At 74.2% G+C, this 23103-nt stretch carries 21 protein-coding genes; 16 read left to right on the forward strand and 5 right to left on the reverse strand.

Annotation, left to right across the window (positions count from 1 at the left end; all coding sequences use genetic code 11):
* Positions 1–20: 20 nt before the first annotated feature.
* The 4 genes from ACFQ80_RS03610 to hrpA all read left to right on the forward strand — a co-directional run bounded on the left by ACFQ80_RS03610 (position 21) and on the right by hrpA (position 6935).
* Positions 21–578, forward strand: a complete 558-nt coding sequence (locus ACFQ80_RS03610) for a VanZ family protein (protein WP_430562587.1) — start codon at positions 21–23, stop codon at positions 576–578.
* Positions 579–705: 127 nt separating this feature from the next.
* Positions 706–1476 carry a CPBP family intramembrane glutamic endopeptidase gene (locus ACFQ80_RS03615; protein ID WP_430562588.1) on the forward strand — a complete coding sequence of 257 codons (771 nt, stop codon included), beginning with the start codon at positions 706–708 and terminating at the stop codon, positions 1474–1476.
* Positions 1463–2404, forward strand: coding sequence for a CPBP family intramembrane glutamic endopeptidase (locus tag ACFQ80_RS03620; protein WP_430562589.1), 942 nt, complete (start codon positions 1463–1465; stop codon positions 2402–2404). The genes ACFQ80_RS03615 and ACFQ80_RS03620 overlap by 14 nt, the downstream gene beginning before the upstream one ends.
* A gap of 43 nt (positions 2405–2447) precedes the next feature.
* The gene (gene hrpA / locus ACFQ80_RS03625; protein ID WP_430562590.1) at positions 2448–6935 is read left to right on the forward strand and encodes an ATP-dependent RNA helicase HrpA; all 4488 of its coding nucleotides are present in this window, start codon (positions 2448–2450) and stop codon (positions 6933–6935) included.
* 18 nt (positions 6936–6953) lie between these two features.
* On the opposite strand, the gene ACFQ80_RS03630 is transcribed toward hrpA, so the two are convergent.
* From ACFQ80_RS03630 to ACFQ80_RS03640, 3 genes are all read right to left on the reverse strand, one after another.
* Positions 6954–9347 carry a hypothetical protein gene (locus tag ACFQ80_RS03630; RefSeq protein ID WP_430562591.1) on the reverse strand — a complete coding sequence of 798 codons (2394 nt, stop codon included), beginning with the start codon at positions 9345–9347 and terminating at the stop codon, positions 6954–6956.
* Positions 9348–9433: 86 nt separating this feature from the next.
* The gene (locus ACFQ80_RS03635) at positions 9434–9871 is read right to left on the reverse strand and encodes a DUF4267 domain-containing protein (RefSeq protein ID WP_430562592.1); all 438 of its coding nucleotides are present in this window, start codon (positions 9869–9871) and stop codon (positions 9434–9436) included.
* On the reverse strand, positions 9871–10344 hold the full coding sequence (locus ACFQ80_RS03640) for a cupin domain-containing protein (RefSeq protein WP_430562593.1): 474 nt from the start codon (positions 10342–10344) through the stop codon (positions 9871–9873). Before ACFQ80_RS03640 ends, ACFQ80_RS03635 begins: the two co-directional genes overlap by 1 nt.
* A gap of 84 nt (positions 10345–10428) precedes the next feature.
* On the opposite strand from ACFQ80_RS03640, the gene ACFQ80_RS03645 reads away from it, so the two are divergent.
* Positions 10429–10926: a MarR family winged helix-turn-helix transcriptional regulator gene (locus ACFQ80_RS03645; RefSeq protein ID WP_430550849.1), complete on the forward strand. Its 498-nt coding sequence runs from the start codon at positions 10429–10431 to the stop codon at positions 10924–10926.
* Between the two features lie 15 nt (positions 10927–10941).
* Here the strand turns inward: ACFQ80_RS03645 and ACFQ80_RS03650 are convergent, their stop codons facing one another.
* Positions 10942–11820 (reverse strand): endo alpha-1,4 polygalactosaminidase, encoded by an 879-nt coding sequence (locus ACFQ80_RS03650; RefSeq protein WP_430562594.1) that lies wholly within the window; start codon positions 11818–11820, stop codon positions 10942–10944.
* Between the two features lie 51 nt (positions 11821–11871).
* Here ACFQ80_RS03650 and ACFQ80_RS03655 point away from each other — a divergent pair, with 51 nt between their 5' ends.
* Complete coding sequence (locus ACFQ80_RS03655) at positions 11872–12792, forward strand: aminoglycoside phosphotransferase family protein (protein WP_430562595.1); 921 nt, start codon at positions 11872–11874, stop codon at positions 12790–12792.
* A gap of 10 nt (positions 12793–12802) precedes the next feature.
* Here ACFQ80_RS03655 and ACFQ80_RS03660 read toward each other — a convergent pair whose 3' ends face one another.
* Positions 12803–13477, reverse strand: coding sequence for an aspartate/glutamate racemase family protein (locus ACFQ80_RS03660; RefSeq protein WP_430562596.1), 675 nt, complete (start codon positions 13475–13477; stop codon positions 12803–12805).
* An 83-nt stretch (positions 13478–13560) separates the two neighbouring features.
* On the opposite strand from ACFQ80_RS03660, the gene ACFQ80_RS03665 reads away from it, so the two are divergent.
* From ACFQ80_RS03665 to ACFQ80_RS03710, 10 genes are all read left to right on the forward strand, one after another.
* Entirely contained in the window at positions 13561–14238 is a 678-nt protein-coding gene (locus ACFQ80_RS03665; protein WP_430562597.1) for a GntR family transcriptional regulator, read from the forward strand.
* A 282-nt stretch (positions 14239–14520) separates the two neighbouring features.
* Positions 14521–15840, forward strand: coding sequence for an MFS transporter (locus tag ACFQ80_RS03670; RefSeq protein WP_430562598.1), 1320 nt, complete (start codon positions 14521–14523; stop codon positions 15838–15840).
* On the forward strand, positions 15837–16340 hold the full coding sequence (locus tag ACFQ80_RS03675) for a deaminase (RefSeq protein WP_430562599.1): 504 nt from the start codon (positions 15837–15839) through the stop codon (positions 16338–16340). The genes ACFQ80_RS03670 and ACFQ80_RS03675 overlap by 4 nt, the downstream gene beginning before the upstream one ends.
* Positions 16337–17257 (forward strand): polysaccharide deacetylase family protein, encoded by a 921-nt coding sequence (locus ACFQ80_RS03680; protein ID WP_430562600.1) that lies wholly within the window; start codon positions 16337–16339, stop codon positions 17255–17257. Before ACFQ80_RS03675 ends, ACFQ80_RS03680 begins: the two co-directional genes overlap by 4 nt.
* A 31-nt stretch (positions 17258–17288) precedes the next feature.
* Positions 17289–18659 (forward strand): amidohydrolase family protein, encoded by a 1371-nt coding sequence (locus ACFQ80_RS03685; protein ID WP_430562601.1) that lies wholly within the window; start codon positions 17289–17291, stop codon positions 18657–18659.
* Positions 18660–18669: 10 nt separating this feature from the next.
* Positions 18670–19968 (forward strand): amidase, encoded by a 1299-nt coding sequence (locus ACFQ80_RS03690; RefSeq protein WP_430562602.1) that lies wholly within the window; start codon positions 18670–18672, stop codon positions 19966–19968.
* A 44-nt stretch (positions 19969–20012) separates the two neighbouring features.
* The gene (locus tag ACFQ80_RS03695; protein ID WP_430562603.1) at positions 20013–20765 is read left to right on the forward strand and encodes an aspartate/glutamate racemase family protein; all 753 of its coding nucleotides are present in this window, start codon (positions 20013–20015) and stop codon (positions 20763–20765) included.
* Between the two features lie 43 nt (positions 20766–20808).
* The gene (locus ACFQ80_RS03700; protein WP_430562604.1) at positions 20809–22260 is read left to right on the forward strand and encodes an amidohydrolase family protein; all 1452 of its coding nucleotides are present in this window, start codon (positions 20809–20811) and stop codon (positions 22258–22260) included.
* Complete coding sequence (locus ACFQ80_RS03705) at positions 22257–22505, forward strand: PspC domain-containing protein (RefSeq protein WP_430550844.1); 249 nt, start codon at positions 22257–22259, stop codon at positions 22503–22505. Before ACFQ80_RS03700 ends, ACFQ80_RS03705 begins: the two co-directional genes overlap by 4 nt.
* 34 nt (positions 22506–22539) lie before the next feature.
* A complete protein-coding gene (locus ACFQ80_RS03710) occupies positions 22540–23064 on the forward strand; it encodes an O-acetyl-ADP-ribose deacetylase (RefSeq protein WP_430562605.1) in 525 nt (174 codons plus the stop codon).
* Positions 23065–23103: the final 39 nt, after the last annotated feature.

Raw genomic sequence — 23103 nt, forward strand, 5'->3', positions numbered from 1 at the left:
GCGACGTGTGGGCTGGGGCGATGACCGCCCCCGTGCCGCGCCCGCGGCTCCTGCTGCCCCTGCTGTTAGCGGCGTACCTCGCCCTGGTCGCCTGGACCGTCCTGTGGAAGCTCGACGTGCCGTTCACCGGCGAGGCGGGACAGCGCGTCGTCAAGCTCGTGCCGTTCGCGGCCACCGCCCACGCGGGCGCCAGCGAACCCGTCGAGCTCGTCCTGAACCTCGTGATCTTCCTGCCGTTCGGCGTCTACCTCGGGCTCCTCGCGCCGTCGTGGCCGTGGTGGCGGGCGGCGGCCACGCTCGCGGGGGCGAGCGCGCTCCTCGAGGTCGCGCAGTACGTGCTGGCCGTCGGGAGCTCGGACGTCACCGACGTCGTCGTCAACACCGCGGGCGGCCTCGCCGGGCTCGGCGTCGTCGTCCTCGCGCGCCGCACGCTCCGGGCCCGGACGTCCACGGTCGTGACCCGGTGGTGCGTCGCCGGGACCGTGCTCGCGCTGCTCGCGGCGGCGCTCTTCGTCGCCTCGCCCGTACGCCTCACCGGGCCGCCGCCGGGCGACGTCGCGGTCAGCCGGATGCCCTGAGGTCCCGGTCGCGCGAGGCGCCGACCACCCCGACGATGAGAGCGCGGCGGCGCGGCCGTGCACGGTCCGGGAACGTCGAGCGGAAGGCGGTGGTGTCGTGCGCGTACGGCCTCGTGCATGGATCGGTGTGGCGGTGCTCCTGGGGTACCTGGTGATCGTCGTGGTGGTGGGCGCGATCGCCGGGGTGCCGTTCGACGAGGTCGGGACGAGTGCGGAGTCGATCTACCGCTCCACGGTGCCGTCGTTCGTGGTCGGCGCGGTCTACCTCGTCGCCGTGACGACCGCCCTCGGCTGGTGGCGGCCCGCCCTGCACGACCGGCACCCCAGCGCGCGCCGGTGGCCGATCGTCGTGCCTGTCCTCATGGCGCTGCTCGCGCTGGTGAGCTTCGCGCAGACCGAGTGGTCCGCGTTCGACGCGTCGTTCCTGATCGCGCTGGTGCTGCTCGGCGTCGGGGTGGGGTTCTGCGAGGAGCTGGCCGCGCGCGGCGTCCTGCTGGTCGCCCTGCGGTCGCGCTACCGGGAGGTCGGGGTGTGGCTGCTGAGCACCCTGCTGTTCGGCGCGATGCACCTGGCCAACTCGCTCTCCGGGCTGGCGCCCGAGAAGGCGCTGCTCCAGGCCCTGATCGCGGCCGGGTCCGGCACGGTGTTCTACATCCTGCGTCGCGTCACCGGCTCGCTGGCGTGGGCGATGGTGCTGCACGGGCTGTGGGACGTGTCGGTGTTCACGGTGAACTTCGTCGACGACGACACGGTCCCGGTCGCCGGGCTCGCCACCCCGCTGATCGGCCTGCTCGGGCTCGCCGTCGTCGCGTGGGTGATCCGCGGCGCCGACGAGCGCACGGGGGCCGACGCGCCCGCTGCCGTCGAGGCGGAGGGCGCCGACCGTGCGCGTCCGTGACCTGCCGTTCGTCCGCGCGATCGACGAGGGGCGACGCCGCACACCGATCTGGCTGACGTACGTCGTCGGCATCCTGCTCGCCGTGCTGGTGGTGCAGGTGCTGATCGGCGCCGGAATCCGGCTCGCGACCGGCCACAGCACCGACCTGTCCAGCTTCGCGTCGCAGGTGATCGAGGGCGTCACCGACCTGTGGCCCATCGTCATCGTGCTGCTGTGGGTGGTGCTCTACGAACGGCGCCCGGCGGGGTCGCTCGGCCTGCGCGACCGCCGGTGGTGGGCCCGCATACTGGTGGGTCTCGTGCTCGGCGGGGTGCTCGTCACGCTCGGTGCGCTGCCGTCGATCCTGTCCGGGCAGCTGGTCGTGACCGAGGGCGGGCCGGGCACCCTGGACGGCACCGCCGCGCTCGGCCTGGTGCTGGCCACCCTGCCGATCTGGCTGATCCAGGGCAGCAGCGAGGAGATCGTGTTCCGCGGCTTCCTGCTGCAGCGGCACCTGTACTCGTGGCCCGCCTGGCTGGCCGTCGTGTTCCTCGCGGCGCTGTTCGCGTTCATCCACCCCGGCGGCAACCTCCTGGCCAAGCTCAACATCACGCTGTTCGGCATCTTCGTGAGCCTGCTCGTGCTGCGGCAGGGCACCCTGTGGACGGCGATGGGGATCCACGCGGGCTGGAACATGGTGCAGGGCAACGTGCTCGGCATCGCGGTGAGCGGTGAGGGCCGGGACAACACCCTCGTGCGGCTCGCCCCCGCGGACGGGTCGAGCGCGGCCCTCACGGGCGGCGAGTTCGGCACGGAGGCGAGCGTGTACCTCACCGTGGTGCTGGTGGTCGTCGTCGCGGTCGCGTTCGTCGCGCTGCGCCGCCACCTGGCCCGGTCCGACGACGGCGCGGCCACGGGCCCGGCGGCCGGGGTGGCGGCCGCCGCGTAGCGGGGCACGAATCACCTTGCGGCGCTTGAGAGAATGGGACGTCGTGAGCACCGAGCCCAGCCCCGCACCGCAGTCGTCGTCGGACGACGGCGGTGCGCGTCGTCCCCAGGACCGGGAGCACGGTCGGGGTCGCGGCCGTGGTCGGAAGCCGGGGCAGGGCCGCGGGAACGCCGGGAACCGGCGCGGCCCGCAGCGCACCGGCCCGCGCCGGGTGAGCCGCGAGCAGCTCGAGAAGGCCGCCGCGCTGCGCGCCGCCGTCGAGGTGCCGCCGATCGTCTACCCCGAGCAGCTGCCGGTCTCGGCGCGGCGGGAGGACATCGCCGCCGCGATCCGCGACCACCAGGTCGTCGTCGTCGCGGGCGAGACGGGGTCCGGCAAGACGACGCAGCTCCCGAAGATCCTGCTCGAGCTCGGCCGCGGCCGGAAGGGCCAGATCGGGCACACGCAGCCGCGCCGGATCGCGGCGCGCAGCGTCGCCGAGCGCGTCGCGGAGGAGCTGGCCACCCCGCTGGGCGGCGTCGTCGGCTACCAGGTGCGGTTCACCGACGAGTCCAGCGACGACACGCTGGTCAAGGTGATGACCGACGGCATCCTGCTGGCCCAGATCCAGCGGGACCCGGACCTGCTCGCGTACGACACGATCGTCATCGACGAGGCGCACGAGCGGTCGCTGAACATCGACTTCCTGCTCGGCTATCTCTCGCGGCTGCTGCCGCGGCGGCCGGACCTCAAGCTCGTCATCACGTCCGCGACGATCGACTCGGAGCGCTTCGCCGCCCACTTCTCCCCGTCGCACCTCGCCGAGGTCGGCGGGGCACCCGAGGCCGTCGTCGACGTGCTGCCGGACGCCGCGCCCGTCGTCGAGGTCACCGGCCGCACGTACCCGGTCGAGATCCGCTGGCGGCCCCTGTCCCCGGACACCGACCCCGACTCCCCCGCCAAGAAGAAGGGCGAGGAGAAGGACCTGGTCACGGGCATCGTCGAGGCCTGCGACGAGCTGATGCGCGAGGGCCCCGGCGACATCCTCGTGTTCCTGTCCGGCGAGCGGGAGATCCACGACGCCGCGGACGCGCTCGAGGGCCACCTCAAGGGCCGCGTCCGGGACGCCAAGCGCCCCGACCACGTCGAGATCCTGCCGCTGTACTCGCGGCTGTCGGCGGCGGAGCAGCACCGGGTGTTCCAGTCGCACCCGGGCCGGCGGATCGTGCTGTCGACGAACGTCGCGGAGACGTCGCTGACGGTGCCGGGCATCCACTACGTCGTCGACCCGGGCACGGCGCGCATCTCGCGCTACTCCAAGGCGACCAAGGTGCAGCGGCTGCCGATCGAGCCGATCAGCCAGGCGTCGGCGAACCAGCGGTCCGGGCGCTCGGGCCGCGTGGCCGACGGCGTCGCGATCCGCCTCTACTCGCAGGACGACTTCGAGAACCGGCCGGAGTTCACCGAGCCGGAGATCCTGCGCACGTCGCTCGCGTCCGTGCTGCTGCAGATGATCTCGGTCGGCGTCGTCACGACGTCCGACGACGTGGCGAAGTTCCCGTTCGTCGAGCTCCCGGACACGCGGGCCGTGCGCGACGGCGTGCAGCTGCTGTCCGAGCTCGGCGCGCTGGAGACGACGGACGGCGCGACGCGCCTCACCGACGTCGGCCGCACGCTCGCGCAGCTCCCGATGGACCCGCGCCTGGCGCGCATGATCATCGAGGGCTCGAAGCGCGGCGTCGCGCGCGAGGTGGCGATCGTCGCGGCGCTGCTGTCCATCCAGGACCCGCGCGAGCGGCCCACGGAGTCGCGCGCGCAGGCCGACCAGCTGCACGCCCGGTTCACCGACCAGACGTCCGACTTCCTCACGGCCCTGAACCTGTGGGAGTACGTGCGCGGCCAGCAGCACGAGATGGGCTCGTCCGCGTTCCGCCGGATGTGCAAGGCCGAGTTCCTCAACTTCCTGCGCATCCGCGAGTGGCAGGACGTCGTCGCGCAGCTGCGCGAGATGGCCAAGCCGCTCGGCATCGACATGTCGTTCAAGCCCCGCGCTGCGTCCTCGGTCGAGGACGAGGCGGTCGAGGTGGACCATCGCCTCACCTGGGACGACGACACCATCCACCGGTCGCTGCTGGCCGGGCTGCTCAGCCAGATCGGCATGCAGGACACGGGCGAGATCAAGGCGTCGTCGGTGGCGCACCTGCGCGGCGAGGCCCGCGCCCGCGCGCTGCGGCAGGCCGCGAAGCGCGCCCGCAACGAGTACGTCGGCGCGCGCGGCGCCCGGTTCGCGATCTTCCCCGGCTCGCCGCTGAGCAAGAAGCCGCCGGAGTGGATCATGGCCGGCGAGCTCGTGGAGACGTCGCGCCTGTGGGCGCGCGACGTCGCCCGCATCAAGCCGGAGTGGGCCGAGGAGCTCGCGGGCCCGCTCGCCAAGCGCACGTACTCCGACCCGCACTGGTCCACCAAGCAGGGCGCGGCCATGGCCACGGAGAAGGTGCTGCTGTACGGCGTGCCGATCGTCGCCGACCGGCCCGTGCTCTTCGCCAAGGTGGACCCGGAGGCGGCGCGCGAGATGTTCGTGCGGCACGCGCTCGTCGAGGGGCAGTGGACCACGCACCACAAGTTCTTCGCGGAGAACCGGCGCCTCCTCGCCGAGGCGGAGGAGCTCGAGGCGCGCTCGCGGCAGCGCGGGCTCGTCGCGTCCGAGGACGACCTGTTCGCCTTCTACGACGAGCGCGTGCCCGACGACGTCGTCAGCGCCGCCCACTTCGACCGCTGGTGGAGGACGGCGCAGCGCGAGACGCCGGACCTGCTGACCTTCACGCTCGACCAGCTCGTCGACTCGGGCGCCGTGGACACGTCCGAGTTCCCGGAGACCTGGACGCAGGGCGAGGTCACGCTGCCCCTGACCTACCAGTTCCAGCCCGGCGCGGCGGCCGACGGCGTCACCGTGCACATCCCGCTGTCGATCCTCAACCGGGTGGCCCCCGAGGGCTTCGACTGGATGGTGCCGGGCCTGCTCGACGAGCTGTGCGTCGCGACCATCAAGTCGCTGCCCAAGGCCGTGCGCGTGCAGCTCGTGCCCGCGCCGGACGTCGGCCGCGCCGTCGCCGGCTGGCTGCGGGAGAACACGCCGGCGTGGGAGGACATGACCCGCGCGGGCGACATGGCCGAGCCGTTCCACGTCGCGTTCTCGCGCGCCGTCCGCGCGCTGCGGGACGTCGTCATCCCCGACGAGGTGTGGGACGCCGAGCGCGTCGAGCGGCTGCCCGCCCACCTGCGCATGACGTTCCGGGTCGAGGACGCCGCCCCCGCGCCGTCGAGGGGCGCCGCGAAGGGCAAGGGACGCGGCAAGGGACAGGGGCGGCGTCCCGCCCCGGCTCCGCTCGACGAGTCCAAGGACCTGCTGTCGCTGCAGAAGCGCCTCGCGGCGCAGGCCGAGGCGGCCGTCCGCGCGGCCGTGAAGGGCGCCGTCGGGCTGGCGCTCGAGGAGGCCCGGCGCTCGGCGGGCAGCCCCGCCTCGCCGACCCCCGCGCCGACGCCGGGACGCCCCGCGCCCCAGCCCGGCGCGTCGTCCTCCGCGCCAGGCGCGAGCTCCGTCGTCCCCGAGCAGACGGACCTGACGACGTGGCCGGAGGGCCTGCCCGACGGGCGCCTGCCCGACGCGGTGTCGACGGACCTCGGGGGCGGCGTCGTCGTGCGCGGCTACCCCGCCCTGGTCGAGGAGGAGGATGCGCGGCGCAAGCCGTCCGTCGCGCTGCGCGTGCTCGCCGACGCCTCGGGGCGCGACGCCGCCCACGCGCGCGGCGTCCGGCGCCTGCTGCTGGCCGAGACCGCCCTGCAGACGGGGCGCGTCACGTCACGCTGGTCGTCGTCGCAGTCGCTGACGCTGGCCGCGGCGCCGTACCGGAACACGGAGTCGCTGGTCGCCGACCTCCGGCTCGCCGCCGTCACCGCGCTGACCAGCCCCGACGCGGAGAAGGCCCCCGGCACACCCACCGGTGGCCCCGTGGCGGCGCAGGTCCGTGACGCGGACGCGTACGCCGAGGCGCGCGCGTTCGTGCGCCGGCACCTGGAGGACGAGGTGCACCGGGTCGTCGGGCACGTCGTCGCCGCGCTCACCGCCTGGCGGACCGTCGAGGGCGAGGTGCGCTCGTCGTCGTCGCTCGCCCTGCTCAACACGCTGCAGGACATCCGCGAGCACGTGGCCGGGCTGGTGCACGACGGCTTCATCGCCCAGACGCCCCCGCGCCGCGTGCCGCACCTGGTGCGCTACCTGCGCGCGGCGTCGTACCGGCTGGAGAAGGCGCAGACCAACCCGGCGCGCGACGCCGAGCTCGCCTGGCGCGTGCACGACGTCACGGAGGCCTACGACAAGGCCCGTGCCGCGTACGCCGCCGGCCCCGCCGACCCGGTCCGGGCGGCGGAGCTGGCCGACGTGCGCTGGCTGATCGAGGAGCTGCGCGTCTCGCTGTTCGCCCAGCAGCTCGGCACCGACGGCGCCGTCAGCGAGAAGCGCATCCGCAAGGTGCTCAGCCCGAACGGCTGGTGACCCGGCCCCGACGCCGCGTCAGCTGCGGTAGGCGGCCCTCCCGTACCCGCTGCGCGGCGCGGCCTCGCCCTTCGGCACCAGGAGCACCTGCACCGCCGTCGGCCGCGCGGTGTACGACGACGTGCCGGACGCCGCGCCGTCGTGCGCCCAGCCCAGCCAGCCGACGCCCTGGACGTACGTGCGGTAGTAGAGGCGGTAGTGGTCCGCCATGCTCCCCGTGAGGCGCATGCGGTAGGCCGAGGTCGGCGAGCCGTAGCCGGTCGACCCGGCCGTGCGGTCGTTGCCGACGTACGGCCGCCATCCGTCGCCCTTGACCTTGGCGGAGACCTGCACGCTGCCGGAGTACCGGCCGTCGAGGTCCACCCGCACGGCGTTGAGCCGCTGGGGCGCGCTGACGCTGTCGGCGCGACCCGCCGTCGAGCCCCCGCCCATGGGCACGCGCCACACGTTGCTCGGGTGCATGAACGCCTCGACGTGCACCTGCTTCTGCGTCGACCGCGAGTAGTAGGGCGCGTTGCCCGTCCCGGACGCCGTGGGCGTCGTCCCGTGGCGCAGCACCTTGATCTGCACCGCCTCGATGCGGCTGCCGTAGCCGATCGTGCCCGACGTGCCGCCGTTCGTCGCCCAGCCCAGCCAGCCGCGCCCCGGCACGTAGACGCGGTAGAAGACGTCGTAGTACGGCGAGACCGGCCCGGCCGTGTCGATGCGGATCGCCTCGAGCCGGCGCTTCCCACCGATGCTCCCGACGTAGGGCACGTTGTCGGTCTTCTGGATCTTCTGCCCCGACCACCCCTGCCCCTGGACGTAGCCGCTGATCTCGAACCACATCGCGGAGTATTCGCTGGGGCCAAAGCTCGTGGCGTAGGCCCGGGATCCCGGCGTCGCCGACAGCATCTCGACGGTGTACCCGCTGCCGGGCCAGCCCGCCGTGTCGCCGTCGCGGGTGGTCCGGTAGGTGAACCGGTGCTCCCAGTCGAACCTCGTGAACTTCACGCCGTAGTCGACGTGCATCTCGTCGCGGTCGCCCACCAGGACGGACGACGACGTCACGGAGCGCGGCGTCATGCGCGGGCCGTGCGCGGTCACCCTCACCAAGAGCCGATGGCCCTGATCGGTCGGGACACCGAAGTAGTCCTTCGTCGTCGCGCCCTTGATCGCCTTGCCGTCGCGCAGCCACTGGTAGGTGTAGGACGCCGGAGCGGGCGAGAACCCTGACACCCGGGCCGTCAGGTCGGTGGTCACGCTGACCTTGCCGCTGTCCGAGCCGACGGAGACCTTGCCGCCGCTGAAGGGGCACGAGCCGGCGCACACCCGCGCCGTCGTGACGACGGGCGCGGCCCCGGTGAACTGCCGGTACTCCACCTGCAGGTCGCGGAACCCCGTCCCGAGGGCCGCCTCGTCGACCAGCACCGGCTCCGACATCGAGTCGAAGGTGGTGCGCCCGAGCTCCGCCCCCGTCGACGAGCGGACGATGGCCTCGCCCATCGGGAACGATTGGCCGTCCCTGCCCCTGAGGTCGGCGGAGAGCCTGACGTTGACTGGGACGCGTCCGTCATCCGGCGCGGTGTCGTTCCCCACGTTGAGGGTGACAGCCGGTGCGGGTCTGACCGCGCTGCCTGCGGCGACCTTGAACCTCCGCGTCTCCCAGGCCCCCCGCACCCCGTCGGCGTCGATGCCCGCCACCACGAGGAAATGGGTCCCGGGCGTCGACGGGACGACGGGGATCTCGGCGGTCCCGTCCTCGCTCGCCTCGATCTGCGTCAGCTCGGTGGGCTGGGTGCCGTCCGCGTCGGTGAAGCCGTACTCGAACGCGACGGCGTCACCTCGCACCTTCGGGACCGCCACGAACGCCCCGGGGGCGCCGACGCCTCCGCTGTTCGCGGAGGTGTACACCCCGGGCTTGCCGAGCACCGGGAGGGCCTCCGGCCAGTGCGGGCCGCCGTGCAGCTCGAAGGCGCAGTCGAGCGCTTCCTCGGAGAGCCCCTCGGCCGACACGCCGCGCACCCGGTACGTGTACCGCTCGCCCTCCACGATCCCGTGCGTACCGCGGACGAGACTCACGCGACCCCGACGGTCGCGCACCTCGACCTGCGTCGCGTCCATCCGGACGTCGCCGTCCTGCTCGAGCACCTCGACGCGTGCGGTCGTCACCTGGGCGTCGGCGAACGCGAACTCGAGGAGGACCGTGTCGTCGGCCTCGCCCTCGAACGTCGTGACCAACGGCTCGGAACGGCACACCTCGCCGTTCACCGCCAGCACCGTCGGCGCAGGCGGCAACCCTGCGGGCGTCGCTGCCGTCGCTGGCCCGAGCCCGGCCGTCACGACCGCCAGCGCGGCCGCGCCGACCCACACCAGTCGTAGCCGCCGAGCCGCTCTCGTCAGGCGCCCGCGCGCCACGCCCCGCTGCTGCATCGTGCTCCCAGCTCCCGACGGAACACCCGGACGGCGACGTCCGAGGGCGATGCCGCACGCTCGCCGAGCGGGAGCATAGCGCCAGGTCAACGGCTGCTGGAAGAGCTCTGGAGCGAGACGGCCGGGATGGGGTCGCGGGTCCCCGCCGGCTTCTCCGTCGGCAGCAGCACGCCGGTGACGACCAGCGCGAGGGCGGTCAGCCCGTGCACGGCCAGCGCGGTGACGACGGACCCGCCGGTCGACAGGATGAGGACGGCGTCGGCCAGCGGGACCACGGCCCAGAGGGTGAGCACCCACCCGAGCGCGCGGCGCTGGCCCGTGAGCAGGAGCGCGAGCGGGACGAGCCCGGACGCGAGGTCGCGGGCGCCCTTGGTGGCGAGGAAAGACGCGGCGTCGCCCTCCGGCCAGACGGCCATGCCGAACTGCGGCGCCGTGGCCGCGGGGAAGAACAGGTAGCTGATGCCGACGTAGCCGATGCCGAGGGCGAGCAGCACGGTGAGGCCGGTGGCCAGGTGCCGGCGCATCAGGCGCGCCCGCCCCGGGAGAACGGACCGAGCACGCGGACGGCGGCGCGGGTGACGGCCGACGTGGGCCGCATGACGTCGCGATAGGCGTGCAGCACGCCGGCGAGCGGGACCAGGCCGGCCCGGCCCTCGCGCTGCAGCCGGTCCATGGCGGTGAAGAACTCCTCGACGCGGCCGGCCGGGGTGCTGAGCCAGCGCAGCACGGCCGGCTCGTCCCCCGGGTTCCACATGTGGTGGGCGGTGCCGCGCGGGACGACGAACGCCTCACCCGCGGCGTAGTCGCGCTCGTCGTCGGCGAACCCCACACGGATGCTGCCGGAGAGCACCGTGAACTCCTCGTCGTGGTGCGGGTGCACGTGCTTCGGGGGTCGCTCGCCCCGGGGCTCGTAGGTGGCCTCGACCTCGAAGCGGTCGGCGGCGGAGTCGAGCACCACCAGGGACTCGGACCCGTTGAGCGTCAGCGTCGTCGTCATTGCTCCTCCTCAAGTTACTTGCGCACGAGTGACTTGGAACGAAGCTAGACCCCAAGTAACTCGCGCGCAAGCTAAAGTGGCCGGGTGGACGACAACGACCGCATCGACGCCCTGGTCCAGCAGTGGGCCGACCAGCGCCCCGACATCGACCGCGACACGATGGCGCTCCTCGCGCGGCTGACCCGCGCGGCGGCGCTCGTGGACGCCCGGACCGAGAGCGTCGCGGCGGGCTACGGCGTGAACCGCGGCGACGGGGACGTCATGTTCGCCCTGCGCCGCGCGGGCGAGCCGTACCGCCTGTCCCCCACCAGCCTCGCCCGGGCGCTCCTCATGACCACGGGCACGATGACGGGCCGCCTCGACCGGCTGGAGAAGCGCGGCTGGATCGTGCGCGTGCCGAGCGCCCACGACCGGCGCAGCCTCGACGTCGAGCTCACCCCCGAGGGCAGGCGCCTGGTGGACGAGGCCGTCACGAAGCACGCCGCCGGACAGGCCGAGGCCGTCGCCCCGCTCACCAGCCGCGACCGCGCCGACCTCGACCGCGTCACGCGCAAGCTCGTCGCCCACCTCGCGCAGGGCTGAGGCCGCGCGACGACGTCAGCAGGCGTCGTACAGGTAGCCGTCCTCGCCGGCGGCGACGAGGTCCCGGTCGCGCAGGATCGTCAGCGGCGCGCGGTCGTCCCGCGCGCAGACGTCGTCGAAGGTCAGGCCGGCCTCGTCGAGGGCGTCGGGGTACTCGACCTGCAGCACGTGGTCGCCGTAGACGTCGGTGTACGCGGCGCACTCGTCCCACGCGGCGCACTCCTCGGTGACGGCGAGGTCGAAGCCGAGGTCCTCCTTGGCGGTCCGGGCGATCTCGGCGGCGTTCTTCTGCGCGACCGCGAGCCCGGCGCCGTGCGCGAGGTCGACGTACGCGCGGGCCAACGCGTGCGCCCCCGCCTCGTCGATCTCGTCGAACCGCGTCCACGTGTCGAGGTTGTCGAGCTCGACGGCGTCGAAGCCGGCCTCCGCGCACCCCGTCACCACCGGCCCCAGCACCTCGAGGATCCCCGCGCGCTGCTCGGCCGTCGACGGGTCCAGCACGTGCTCGTCCGGCCAGTCCGGGTCGACGACGAGCTCGCCGTCGGCGTCGTGCAGCAGCAGGTCCTCGTGGCCGGCCCACAGGTCGTCCTCGCCGGGCTGCGTCTGGAAGCCGTTGACGTAGCAGACGGAGTACGCCCCGGGCAGCGGGTCGGCCGTCGCGTCACGGACGACGAAATCGATCGCCGTCGGCCCGTCCCCGGCCTCCACCTCGTCGTACGCGCCGCCGAGCTGGTAGTCGAAGGTGCCGCTCGTCGGCGGCAGCGCGACCTCCGGCGCCGTGCCGGAGGTCGCGGGCGACGACGAGGCCGCCGGCCCGGACGTGCAGGACGACGTCGCCGCGAGCGCCAGCGCGCCCGCCAGCACAGGTGTGAGCACCGCCCTCGTCCGTCGCATGCCCCGAGTATCACCTGGCTGCGGCGGGTGACGCGCGCCTACGGTCGGCCCATGCCGCTGCACGACGACGAGGTCCCCGTCACCGCCGACGACGTGCGCCGCCTGGTCGCGGCGCAGCACCCGCGGTGGGCCGCGCTGCCGGTGACGCCGGTACGGGAGTCCGGCACCGACCACCTGCTGTTCCGCCTCGGTGACGAGCTCGTGGCGCGGATGCCGAAGGTGGGATGGTCCGGGGAGCACGCGCTCGCCGACGCCCGGTGGCTGCCGCGGATCGCCCCCCACGTCCCGCTGACGGTGCCGGCGCCGCTCGCCGTCGGCGAGCCCGACGACGCGTACCCGTTCCACTGGTCCGTGGTGCCGTGGGTGCCCGGCACGGCCGCGTCCGACCCGCTCGACCCGGACGCCGTCCCGAACCTAGACCCCGCCCGCGCCGCCGTCGACCTCGGCGCCTTCGTCACCGCGCTGCGCGCCGTCGACCCCACGGACGGGCCCGTCAAGGAGGGCACCGGCCGCGGCGTCCCGCTCGCCCGCCTGGACGACGACGTCCGCCGCGCCACCGCCGAGGCCGGCGACCGCGTCGACGGTCCTGCGGTGCTCAAGGCGTGGGACCGCGCGCTGGAGGCCGCGTCCGCCCCCGTGCCCGGCGCGTGGCTGCACGGCGACCTCATGCCCGGCAACCTGGTCACCGAGGGCGGCCGCCTCACCGCCGTCATCGACTGGGGCGCGCTCGGGGTCGGCGACCCGGCGGCGGACCTGCCGCCCGCGTGGTGGCTGTTCGCCGGCCGCGACCGTGACGCGTTCCGCGAGGCGGCCGGCGCCGGTCCCGGCGGCGACCTGGACGACGGCGCCTGGGAGCGCGGGCGCGGGTGGGTGCTGGTGCAGGGCATCATCGCCCTGCCGTACTACTGGGACCGCTGGCCCCAGTTCGCCCGGGCGTCCCAGCGGCGCGTCGCGGCCGCCGTCGACGGCTGACGCCAGGAGCTCACCGGAGGTCGAGCACGCGCCGCATCGCCGCCGGCACCGGCTCGACCACGGTCCCGATCCCGCTCGCGGCGATACGCCGCGCCGCGCCGCTGAGCGGGCCGCCCGCGATGATGACGGCCTCCGCGCCGTCCTCCTCGAAGCACGCCCGGGCCGCCTGCTCGAGCTCCAGGTCCTGGAGCTCGGGTCGCTCGGCGAGGGCGGTCGGACCGGTCCGCGTCAGCCGGATGCCGGCGAACCCCGCCGCGACGTCGTGCCGGCGCACCATGGCCTCCAGCGAGCCCACCAGGCCCGGGGTGGTGGTCGCCATCCCGAAGCGACGGCCCCCCGCCGCGGCAGCCATGAGGGAGGACTGCCCGATGCCGACGACGGGGACGTCGACGGCCGCCGCGAGCGCCTCCCGACCGGGGTCACCGAACGCGGCGACCACGATCGCGACGACGCGGCCTTCGTCGTCCGCCAGCCCGCGGCGGGCCGCGTCCAGGACCTCGCCGGCCGAACGCTCCAGGTCGGTAGCGCCGACGATCATGGCAGGCCCGGACGCGGCGGTCACGCCGCGGACCTCCAGGCCGACGGGATCGAGGGTGGTCCGGGCGACGTCGACCATGAGCGCCGTCGTCGACGCGTTGCTGTTGGGGTTCACCAGGAGCACGAGCGGGCGGCTTGTCTGCGACAACGCGGTTCCTCCAGGCGTACGGCACGAAGTCCGAACGCTAGCCTGACTCCCGACACGGATGGTCGGACGAGGGGCGGCGACAGTTGGCAAGGCAGGCTTCGAGCCGTCTGTACCGCAACAGCAAGCCGCTGCGCGACATCGTGGGGGACGCGCTCCGCACCGAGATCTTCGACGGTCGGCTGCAGCCGGGGGATCGCCTGGTGGAGCGCGACCTCGCTGAACGGTTCTCCGCGTCGCGCCACCCGGTGCGCGAGGCGCTGCGCATGCTGGCGCGCGAGGGGCTGGTCGAGAGCCTGCCGTCGCGCGGTCTCGTGGTCAGCGGGCTGGGCGAGAAGCAGGTCTCGGAGCTGTTCGGCATCCGCGAGGCGCTGGAGGTCCTCGCCGTCCGCGAGGCCACGGTGCGGATCGCCGCCGGGGAGCCGCACGGGCTCGGCGAGATCGTCGAGGCGGCGTCCCGGGCCATCGCCGACGGCGACGACGACGCCGCGCACGCGGCCAACGCCCGCTTCCACGACGAGATCATCGCGCTGGCCGGCAACGAGCTGTTGCAGGACATCCTCCAGCCCCTGCTCGGCCGGCTGCACTGGCTGTTCCGTCAGATCCTCGACCTGGATCTGGTCAACCAGGAGCATGCCGCCCTCTACGAGGCGATGACGGCGGGCGACCCCGAGCGCGCGGCGGAGCTCGCCCGCGACCACGTCACGGCTTATCGCGCGCGAACCATGGCGTACCTCTTCGGCGACGACGCCGAGAAGTCCTGACGCACCGCTGAGACCACCGGGGACACACCCCGGGAACCCCGACGACACATCGCCGTAACTTGGGCTCCCAAACTCTTGACAGATGGGATCCCGAGTTGCCACGATCGCCGCACAACTTCATGCACGGGTCCCGGCGGACGGAAACCGCCGCGACCCGTGACCGGTAGATCCGCACGACGCCCGCAACGCCGCGGGCAGACGGCCGCCCGTCGCTCCCGTGCCACCTCGACGACGAGGTCACCCCGCACCGAGGCATCCGAACACCCGGTTGGAGAGACTCGCATGAACGCACTTCCGTCCACCGACGTCACCGACGTCCGGACCGACAAGAAGACCCTTCGACGCGTCGTCGGCGCCAGCGCCGTCGGCACCACGCTGGAGTGGTACGACCACTTCATCTACGGCTCGGCCGCAGCACTCGTCTTCCCCCAGCTCTTCTTCCCCGAGGGCGACCGCCTGACCGCGACGATGCTCTCGCTCGTCACGTACGCCGTCGCCTTCGTCACCCGGCCGCTGGGCGCCGCGATCTTCGGCCACTTCGGTGACCGGTACGGCCGCAAGAACGTCCTCATCGTCACGCTCGTGCTCATGGGCACCGCGACCGGCCTCATCGGCGTGCTGCCGACGTACCACACCGTCGGCATCCTTGCCCCGCTCCTGCTCACGATCCTGCGCTTCGTGCAGGGCGTCGGCCTCGGCGGCGAGTGGGGCGGCGCGGCGCTGATGGTCGGCGAGTACAGCAGCTCGGGCAAGCGCGGCTTCCTCGGGTCGCTGGTGCAGATCGCGAGCCCGCTCGGCCTGCTCATCGCCAACGCGGTGTTCTCCGTGACCACCTACCTCGTCTCCGAGGACGCGTTCTTCGCCTGGGGCTGGCGCGTGCCGTTCCTGCTCAGCACGCTGCTCGTGGCCGTCGGCCTGTGGATCCGCTCCCAGGTGCAGGAATCCCCGTTGTTCGAGGAGGAGGCGTCCGACAAGGACGAGAAGACGCCGCTGCGCACCGTGCTCACCGAGCACTGGCGCCCGCTGCTCATCGCCATCGGCTCCCGCGTGGGCAGCGACGTCGCGTTCTACGTCGTCAACGTCTTCATCCTCGTCTACGGCACCACCCAGCTCGACCTGCCCCGGCAGCTGCTCCTCAACGCCGTGCTCGCGGGCGCGGCGAGCCAGGCGCTGTCGATCCTCTTCTGGGGCCGGCTGTGCGACCGGCTCGGCCGCCGCCCTGTCCTCCTGCTGGGCGCGGTCGGGTCGATCGTGTGGGCGTTCGCGTACTTCCCGCTGCTCGGTTCCGGGAACACGGCGCTGATCGTCCTCGCGCCGGTGGTCGGCAACTTCTTCATCGCCGCCATGTGGGGCCCGCTCGCCGCCTACGTCCCCGAGCTGTTCCCGACGAAGGTCCGCTACACCGGGGCGGGGCTCGGCTTCCAGAGCGCCGGCGTGTTCGGCGGCGCGGTCGCCCCGATCATCACGACCGCGATGATCGCCCGCTTCGACTCCTGGGTGCCCGTCGCGATCTACCTCGCCGCGACGCTGCTGGTCCTGGTCGTCTGCGTGCTCCTCGCGAAGGAGACGGCCTCGACCGACCTGCGGGAGGTGGGCCGGTGACCGTTCCCACCGTTCCCACCGGTCGCGACGACGAGCGGTTCCTGCGTGCCGCCCTCGCCCAGGCCCGGCGGGCGGGGGACCGCGGGGACCTCGCGGTCGGCGCCGTGGCCGTCGTCGACGGGGACGTCGTGGCCGCCGGCGGCAACGAGGTGATCACGAGCGGCGACCCGTCCGCGCACGCCGAGGTGGTGGTGCTGCGTGCCCTCGAGGCCACCGGCCTGCCGCCCGGGGACGCCGTCCTCTACACCACCTTCGAGCCCTGCCCGATGTGCCTGGGCGCGTGCCTGGTGCACGGCGTCGGCGCGGTCGTCGTCGGCGGCACGCGCCGGGCCGGCGACCGCGCCTGGGGCGGGTACACGCCCGCCGGGCTCGCCGCGCAGGTCGCCGACGGCGGCCCGCGCGTCGAGGTCCGCGAGGGCCCCCTCGCCGACGAGTGCCGCGAGCTCCGCGCGGCGTCCTTGCCCTGGGCCGACCCGGCCCGAGAGAGGAAGCACGCATGACGACGGCCACGAACACCGCCCGCGACCTGGTCGGCTACGGCCGCGAGGGTGCCGCGATCGAGTGGCCCGGCGGCGCGCGCGTCGCCGTCTGCCTGGTCATCAACTACGAGGAGGGCAGCGAGCTCTCCTACCCGGTCGACGGGCGCAACGAGGTGCCCCAGGAGTTCGACTACCCGCCGCTGCCCGTGCGCGACCTCGGCAACGAGTCGATCTTCGAGTACGGCTCCCGCGCCGGAATCTGGCGGCTTCAGCGGATCCTCGACGAGCGCGGGCTGCCCGCCACGATCCAGGGCTGCGCCGAGGCGCTCGAGCTCAACCCCGAGGTGGGCGCCTGGATCGCGGAACGTGGCCACGACGTGTGCTGCCACGGGTACCGCTGGGAGAACGTCAGCGTCCTGGAGCGGGACGTCGAGCGCGAGCGCCTGCACATGGCGGTCGAGTCGATCGAGGCCACCTGCGGGGAGCGGCCACGCGGCTGGTACAGCCGGCAGCCCGCGTCGGTCAACACGCGCGAGCTGCTCGTCGAGGAGGGCGGGTTCCTCTACGACAGCGACTCGTTCGCCGACGACGTGCCGTTCTACACGCCGGTCCACGGACGCGACCACCTCGTGGTGCCGTACTCGTTCACCCTCAACGACGGCCTGTTCCTCCCGGGCCAGTCGTACTCCAGCCCGGACTCGTTCCTGGACTACGGGCGGCGGGCGTTCGACCTCCTCTGGGAGGAGGGCGCCACGCGGCCGAAGCTCATGAGCATCGGGCTGCACGCGCGGCTCATGGGGCAGCCCGCCCGGGCGCACGTGCTGCGGGAGCTGCTCGACCACCTGCTCGACCACGAGGGGGTCTGGTTCACCCGACGGCTCGACGTCGCCCGCTGGTGGCTCGACCGCTACCCGACCGCCACCTCGCGACCCGCCTGACCACACCACCCCACGAGCGAAGGAGCACACCGTGGACACAGTCACCCTCCTGACCCACGCGACGGTCGTCACCGTCGACCCGCAGCGCACGATCCACCAGGACGGCGCCGTCGCGATCTCCGGCCGGCACGTCCTGGCCGTCGGGAAGACGGCGGACCTCGAGGCCGCCTACCCCGACGCGACGCGTGTCGACGCCCGCGGCCAGATGGTGCTGCCCGGCTTCGTCAACCTGCACGTGCACTGCGCGATCGGCGTCACCCGAGGGATCGGCGACGACATGGGCGGCGCGCCCATCTACCGGCGCGACATCCCCCAGGGCGTGATGATGTCGCCCGACGACACACTCACGATGTCGCGGCTCGGGGCGATGCAGGCCCTGGCGATGGGCTCCACGACGATCGTGGAGAACTACATCCACGCCGAGAGCAACGTCGAGGCGCTGGCCGAGGTCGGGATCCGTGCCGTCGTGAGCGAACGGGTGCACGACGCCGACCTGTTCAGCGTCCGGCACGGGCAGTACACCTACGACGAGACGCGTGGCCGCCGGCTGCTCGCCGCGAACGCGCGACTCATCGAGGACTGGCACGGCTACGACGACGGCCGGATCACGTGCCATGTCGGGCCGCACGGCCCGGACACCGCCTCGCCCGACCTGCTGCGCCGCGCCCGGGCGCTGGCCGACGAGGCCGGCGTCGGGATGTTCGTCCACCTCGGGCAGAGCGCGGGCGAGGTGGACCAGGTCCGCGCGCTCACCGGGCGGGGCTCGGTGGAGCACCTCGCCGACGTCGGCGTGCTCGGCCCGGACCTGGTCGCCGGGCACTGCGCATTCCTCGGCGACGGCGAGGCCCAGCTCCTCGCCGACTCCGGCGCCACCGTGTGCCACCTGCCGGCGGTGAACGCGAAGAGCGGCTGGATCGCACCGGTCCCCGAGCTCCGCAGGCTCGGCGCCCGGGTGGGGCTCGGCACCGACAACATGGCCCACGACATGATCGAGGCCATGCGCTTCGCCGTCGCCGTGAACCGCGTCGCGGCGGCCGACGCCGGCACGATCAGGGCGATGGACGCGCTCGAGATGGCGACGATCCAGGGCGCCCGGGCCCTCGGGCGCGAGCACGAGCTGGGGTCGATCGAGCCGGGCAAGCTCGCGGACCTGATCCTGGTGGACCTGGACGGCCCGCACGTGGCTCCCGTGCTCGACCCGGTCGCCTCCATGGTCTACGCCGGGCACGGCTCGGACGTACGGTCCGTGCTGGTCGGCGGGCGGTTCGTGGTCCGCGACCACGAGGTGCTCACCGTCGACGCCCGCACCGTCGTCGCCGACGCCCAGAAGCGGGCCGAGCACCTCTGGGCGCACGTGGCGGGCTGGGCGCCCGCCGACGGGCCGACCGGGCACCGGTGCTGACGTGTCCGTCGTGACCCCGCCCGTCCCCACCCTCACCGACGCCGCCGCGCGCCTCGCCGACGGCACGCTGACCAGCGCCGCGCTGGTGGACGCCGTCCTCGACGTCGCCGCCGCCACCGAGGGCGACGTGCACGCCTACGCCGCCCTCGACCCCGGTGCGGCGCGCGCCGCCGCCCGGGCTGCGGACGCCGCCACCGGGCCACGCGGGCCGCTGCACGGTCTCCCGGTCGGCGTGAAGGACCTGATCGCGACGGCCGGCCTGCCCACGCGGGCCGGGTCGGCGTCCTGGACCCCGCCCGGGCCCCCGCGGGACGCGGCGGTCGTGCGGGCGCTCCGGGCCGCCGGGGCGGTCGTCGTGGGCAAGCAGCACACCCACGAGTTCGGCTACGGCACCAGCGAGCCGCCCACGCGCCGCCCCGACCGCCCCGACCTGTATGCGGGCGGGTCCACCGTGGGGGGCGCCGTGTCCGTGGCCGTGGGGTCGTGCCTCGCTGCGATCGGCACCGACGGCGGCGGCTCGGTCCGTAAGCCCGCCTCGCTGCTGGGCCTGGTGGGCCTCAAGCCGACGCACGGCGCGGTGAGCACCGACGGCCTCCTGCCCGGCGCGACGTCGAACGACCACGTCGGCTGGATCACGCGGGACGTCGCCGGGTCGGCGCTGCTGCTCGACGCGCTCACCCCGCTCGGCGGCACGCTGGAGCGCACCGTCGGCGGGCTCCGGATCGGCTGCCCCGGCGCCCTGTTCCGGGACCTGGAGCCCGGGATCGAGGCCGCCGTGCGCCGCTGCCTCGGACTGCTGGCAGCCGCGGGCGCGGAGGTCGTCCCGGTCGAGATCCCCGAGCTCGACCTGGCGGCGGACGCGCACGGCACCCTCGGCGCGTTCGAGTCGGCCGCCATGCACCGCGACGTCGCGGCGGCGGTGCGGGACGGGTACCACCCCGGCACCCGACGCTTCCTCGACGAGGCCGCCCGCGTGACGCCGGAGCAGGCCGCCGGCGCCCGCACCGTCCGCGCGCGGGTGCGCGCCGCGGTCGACGCGACGCTCGACGACGCCCAGCTGGACGTCCTGTGCTCCCCGACCCTCGCGCTCGGCGCGGTGCCGCTGGCCGGGATGCGACCGGAGGCGGACCTGCCCCGCTACTGCCGGCTCACGATGCCGTTCAACCTCACCGGCCACCCTGCCGTCAGCGTCCCCTGCGGGGTCGACGGCCCCACCCCCGTGGGGTTCCAGGTCGTGGCCCGGCACGACGCCGACCTCCTCGCCCTCCGGGTGGCCGCCGCCGTCGAGGACCTCGTGGCCCCCGGCTGACCCCGCCCGTCGCCCACCCCGTCCCCGAACCCCACGGAGCCCTCGTGCAGCTGCTCGTCGTCAACCCCAACATCAGCGAACCCGTCACCGACCTCGTCGCCGCCGAGGCCCGCCGCGTCGCGAGCCCCGGCACCGAGGTCGTCGTCCGGACGGCGGCCAGCGGCGTCGCCTACATCGAGACACCGCTCGAGGCCGTGCTCGCCGGGGCCGCGGTCGCGGAGGTGCTCGCGGCCGACGGGCGCACCGCCGACGCCGTCGTCGTCGCCGCGTTCGGCGACCCCGGGCTGCCCGGGCTCAAGGAGCTCCTCGACGTGCCGGTCGTGGGCATCACCGAGGCCGCGCTCGCCACCGCCTCCCTGCTCGGCGCCCGGTTCTCGATCATCGCCATCTCGGAGCGGATCACCGCCTGGTACCGCGACTGCGTGGAGCGCCACGGCCTCGCCGGCCGGCTCGCCTCGATCCGGTCGCTGCGCGACCCTCTGCGCGGCATCGGCACCGTGCAGGAGGACTTCGGCCCCGAGCTGGTGCGGCTGGCGAACGAGGTCGTCTCCCGCGACGGCGCCGACGTCGTCGTCCTTGCCGGCGCGCCCCTCGCCGGGCTGGCCCGCGCCGTCGCCGACCGCATCCCCGTGCCCGTCGTCGACGGCGTCTCCGCGGGCGTCGCGCAGGCCGAGGCGCTGGTCCGCCTCGCCCCCGGCGCCGCCCGCGCCGGTTCGGCCGCCCCGCCGCCCCGCAAGGACACCGCCGGCCTCTCGCCCGCCCTCCGCGCGGCGCTGCGCCGCGAACCCCGCCCCTGACCACCCGCCCACGGCACCGCCGCCACCGGCCCTAGGAGGACCTGTGCTCCACGACCTGCTCATCACCCACGCCACCATCGTCAACGCCGACGGCACCACCCGGGGGCACATCGGCGTCACGGGCGGCACCGTCACCGCGATCTACGCGTCGGAGGTGACGGACCTGCCGCCCGCCGTCCGGACCGTCGACGCCACCGGCATGCTCGTGATCCCGGGAGGGGTCGACGCGCACTGCCACGTGGAGCAGGTGACCGGGGCGTACAGGTCGCTCGACACCTACGAGACGGCCACGACCGCGGCGCTGCACGGCGGCACCACGACGATCGTCGACTTCGGGATCCCCGCCGACGCGAGCGAGAGCCCGCTCGCCGCGCTGCGGAACAAGCTCGGGCTCGTCGACGGCGCCCGCTGCGACGTCGGGCTGCACGGCGCCGTCGTGGCGTGGGACGACGACGTGCCCGCCCAGCTGCAGGAGATGGCCGACCTGGGCGTGCCGTCCGTGAAGGTGTACACCACCAACCGCGGCACCACGATGGCCGACGAGGACACGATCCTGCGGGTCATGAAGGAGACGGCCCGCCGCGGCGGGCTCGTCTACGTCCACTCGGAGCACGACGCGATCGTCGTCGACCGCACCGCCGCCTGCGCCGCCGACGGCCGCATCGGCATCGAGGACCTGCCGCGCTCGCGGCCGGAGATCTCGGAGGACGCCTCGGTGCGCGAGATGCTGGCCGTCGCCGCCTACACCGGCGCCGCCGTCTACTTCGTGCACCAGACCACGCCCGCCGCGGTCGAGGCCGTCCGGGAGGCGCGCGCCCGGGGCCAGATCGTGTACTCCGAGACCTGCCCGCACTACCTCCTGCTCGACGAGTCCGTCTACGCCTCCGCGGCTCCGGAGAAGTTCGCGTGCTGCCCGCCGATCCGGCCCGCGTCGGCGGCCGCCGGCCTCCTGAACCGGCTCGCGCGCGGGCAGGTCGACACCGTCTCCTCCGACCACTCCTGCTACGACCTCGCCCAGAAGCAGCGGTCCCGCCACGACGTGCGCCGCATGCCCCACGGCCTGCCGGGGGTCGAGACGCGGATGCCGGCCGCGTTCACCGCGCTGGTCACGCGCGGGGGCCTGCCGGTGGAGCGGTTCGTCGAGGTCTTCGCCACCGATCCCGCCCGGATCAACGGCCTGTCCACGAAGGGAGTCGTCGCCGTCGGCTACGACGCGGACCTCGTCCTCGTCGACCCCGCGGAGCGCAGGACCGTCGACGGGGCGGCCCTCCACCAGGGCACCGACTTCTCGCCCTTCGACGGGATGATGCTCTCTGGCTGGCCGCGGACGGTCGTGTCCGGCGGTCGGGTCGTGCTTGACGAGGGCACCTTCCACGACCCCGGCCCCGTCGGCCGGTTCCTGCCCCGCACCGGCCCGGGTCAGGGTTCCTCAGGGTCGAACGGGGGGACCACCCGATACCGAGCGCGCGGCGCCGCTCGTACCGTCGAAGCATGACCACACCGACCTCGACCCCCTACGTCCAGCCCTCCCCGGCACCGAGGCGCAAGCTGTTCCGCCCGAAGCACGGCCGCGTGCTCGGCGGCGTCTGCGCCGGCCTCGCCGACTACCTCGGCTGGAGCCGCGGCCTCGTCCGCGTGCTCTCCGTGGCGTCGATCCTCATCCCCGGCCCGCAGGTGCTCGCCTACATCGTGCTGTGGATCCTCATGCCCGACGAGGACAAGGCCCTGCGCACGGCCTGACGCCGGACCCGTTCCCGACCCACCAGGAGGAGCCGTGGAGCTCACCCTCGAACGCGGCGACCTCACGACCGTCGCCACGGACGCGATCGTCAACGCCGCGAACTCGTCGCTGCTGGGCGGCGGCGGGGTCGACGGCGCCATCCACGCCGCCGCGGGCCCGCGCCTGCTGGAGGCGTGCCGCGAGCTGCGCCGCAGCACCCTGCCCGACGGCCTGCCGGTGGGCGACGCCGTCGCGACGCCCGGCTTCGACCTGCCCGCCGCGTGGGTGATCCACACGGTCGGCCCGAACCGGCACGCCGGCCAGACCGACCCCGCGCTGCTCGCCTCCTGCTTCACGCGGTCGCTGGACGTCGCGGCCGACCTCCGCGCCCGGACCGTCGCGTTCCCCGCCGTCGGCGCCGGCGTGTACGGCTGGTCGCCCGAGGACGTCGCGCGGGCCGCGCTCGACGCCGTCCGCGCGTGGGACGACGCCAACCCGGCCGCGATTGACGAGGTCCGCTTCGTCCTCTTCAACGCGCCCGTGCTGGCGGCCTTCGAACAGGCGCTCGCGACCGCCTGACCTGCGAGAACGGTTGTCCACAGGCGGTCGTCCACAGCC

It is taken from the genome of Isoptericola sp. NPDC056578 (assembly GCF_042793275.1).
Lineage (GTDB): Bacteria > Actinomycetota > Actinomycetes > Actinomycetales > Cellulomonadaceae > Isoptericola.

What these genes read in the sequence shown, in the direction of transcription:
- ACFQ80_RS03610 (WP_430562587.1), top strand. Translation starts at nt 21, where the DNA reads ATGACCGCCCCCGTGCCGCGCCCGCGGCTCCTGCTGCCCCTGCTGTTA.
- ACFQ80_RS03630 (WP_430562591.1), bottom strand. Translation starts at nt 9,347, where the DNA reads ATGCAGCAGCGGGGCGTGGCGCGCGGGCGCCTGACGAGAGCGGCTCGG.
- ACFQ80_RS03635 (WP_430562592.1), bottom strand. Translation starts at nt 9,871, where the DNA reads ATGCGCCGGCACCTGGCCACCGGCCTCACCGTGCTGCTCGCCCTCGGC.
- ACFQ80_RS03640 (WP_430562593.1), bottom strand. Translation starts at nt 10,344, where the DNA reads ATGACGACGACGCTGACGCTCAACGGGTCCGAGTCCCTGGTGGTGCTC.
- ACFQ80_RS03650 (WP_430562594.1), bottom strand. Translation starts at nt 11,820, where the DNA reads ATGCGACGGACGAGGGCGGTGCTCACACCTGTGCTGGCGGGCGCGCTG.
- ACFQ80_RS03655 (WP_430562595.1), top strand. Translation starts at nt 11,872, where the DNA reads ATGCCGCTGCACGACGACGAGGTCCCCGTCACCGCCGACGACGTGCGC.
- ACFQ80_RS03670 (WP_430562598.1), top strand. Translation starts at nt 14,521, where the DNA reads ATGAACGCACTTCCGTCCACCGACGTCACCGACGTCCGGACCGACAAG.
- ACFQ80_RS03680 (WP_430562600.1), top strand. Translation starts at nt 16,337, where the DNA reads ATGACGACGGCCACGAACACCGCCCGCGACCTGGTCGGCTACGGCCGC.
- ACFQ80_RS03705 (WP_430550844.1), top strand. Translation starts at nt 22,257, where the DNA reads ATGACCACACCGACCTCGACCCCCTACGTCCAGCCCTCCCCGGCACCG.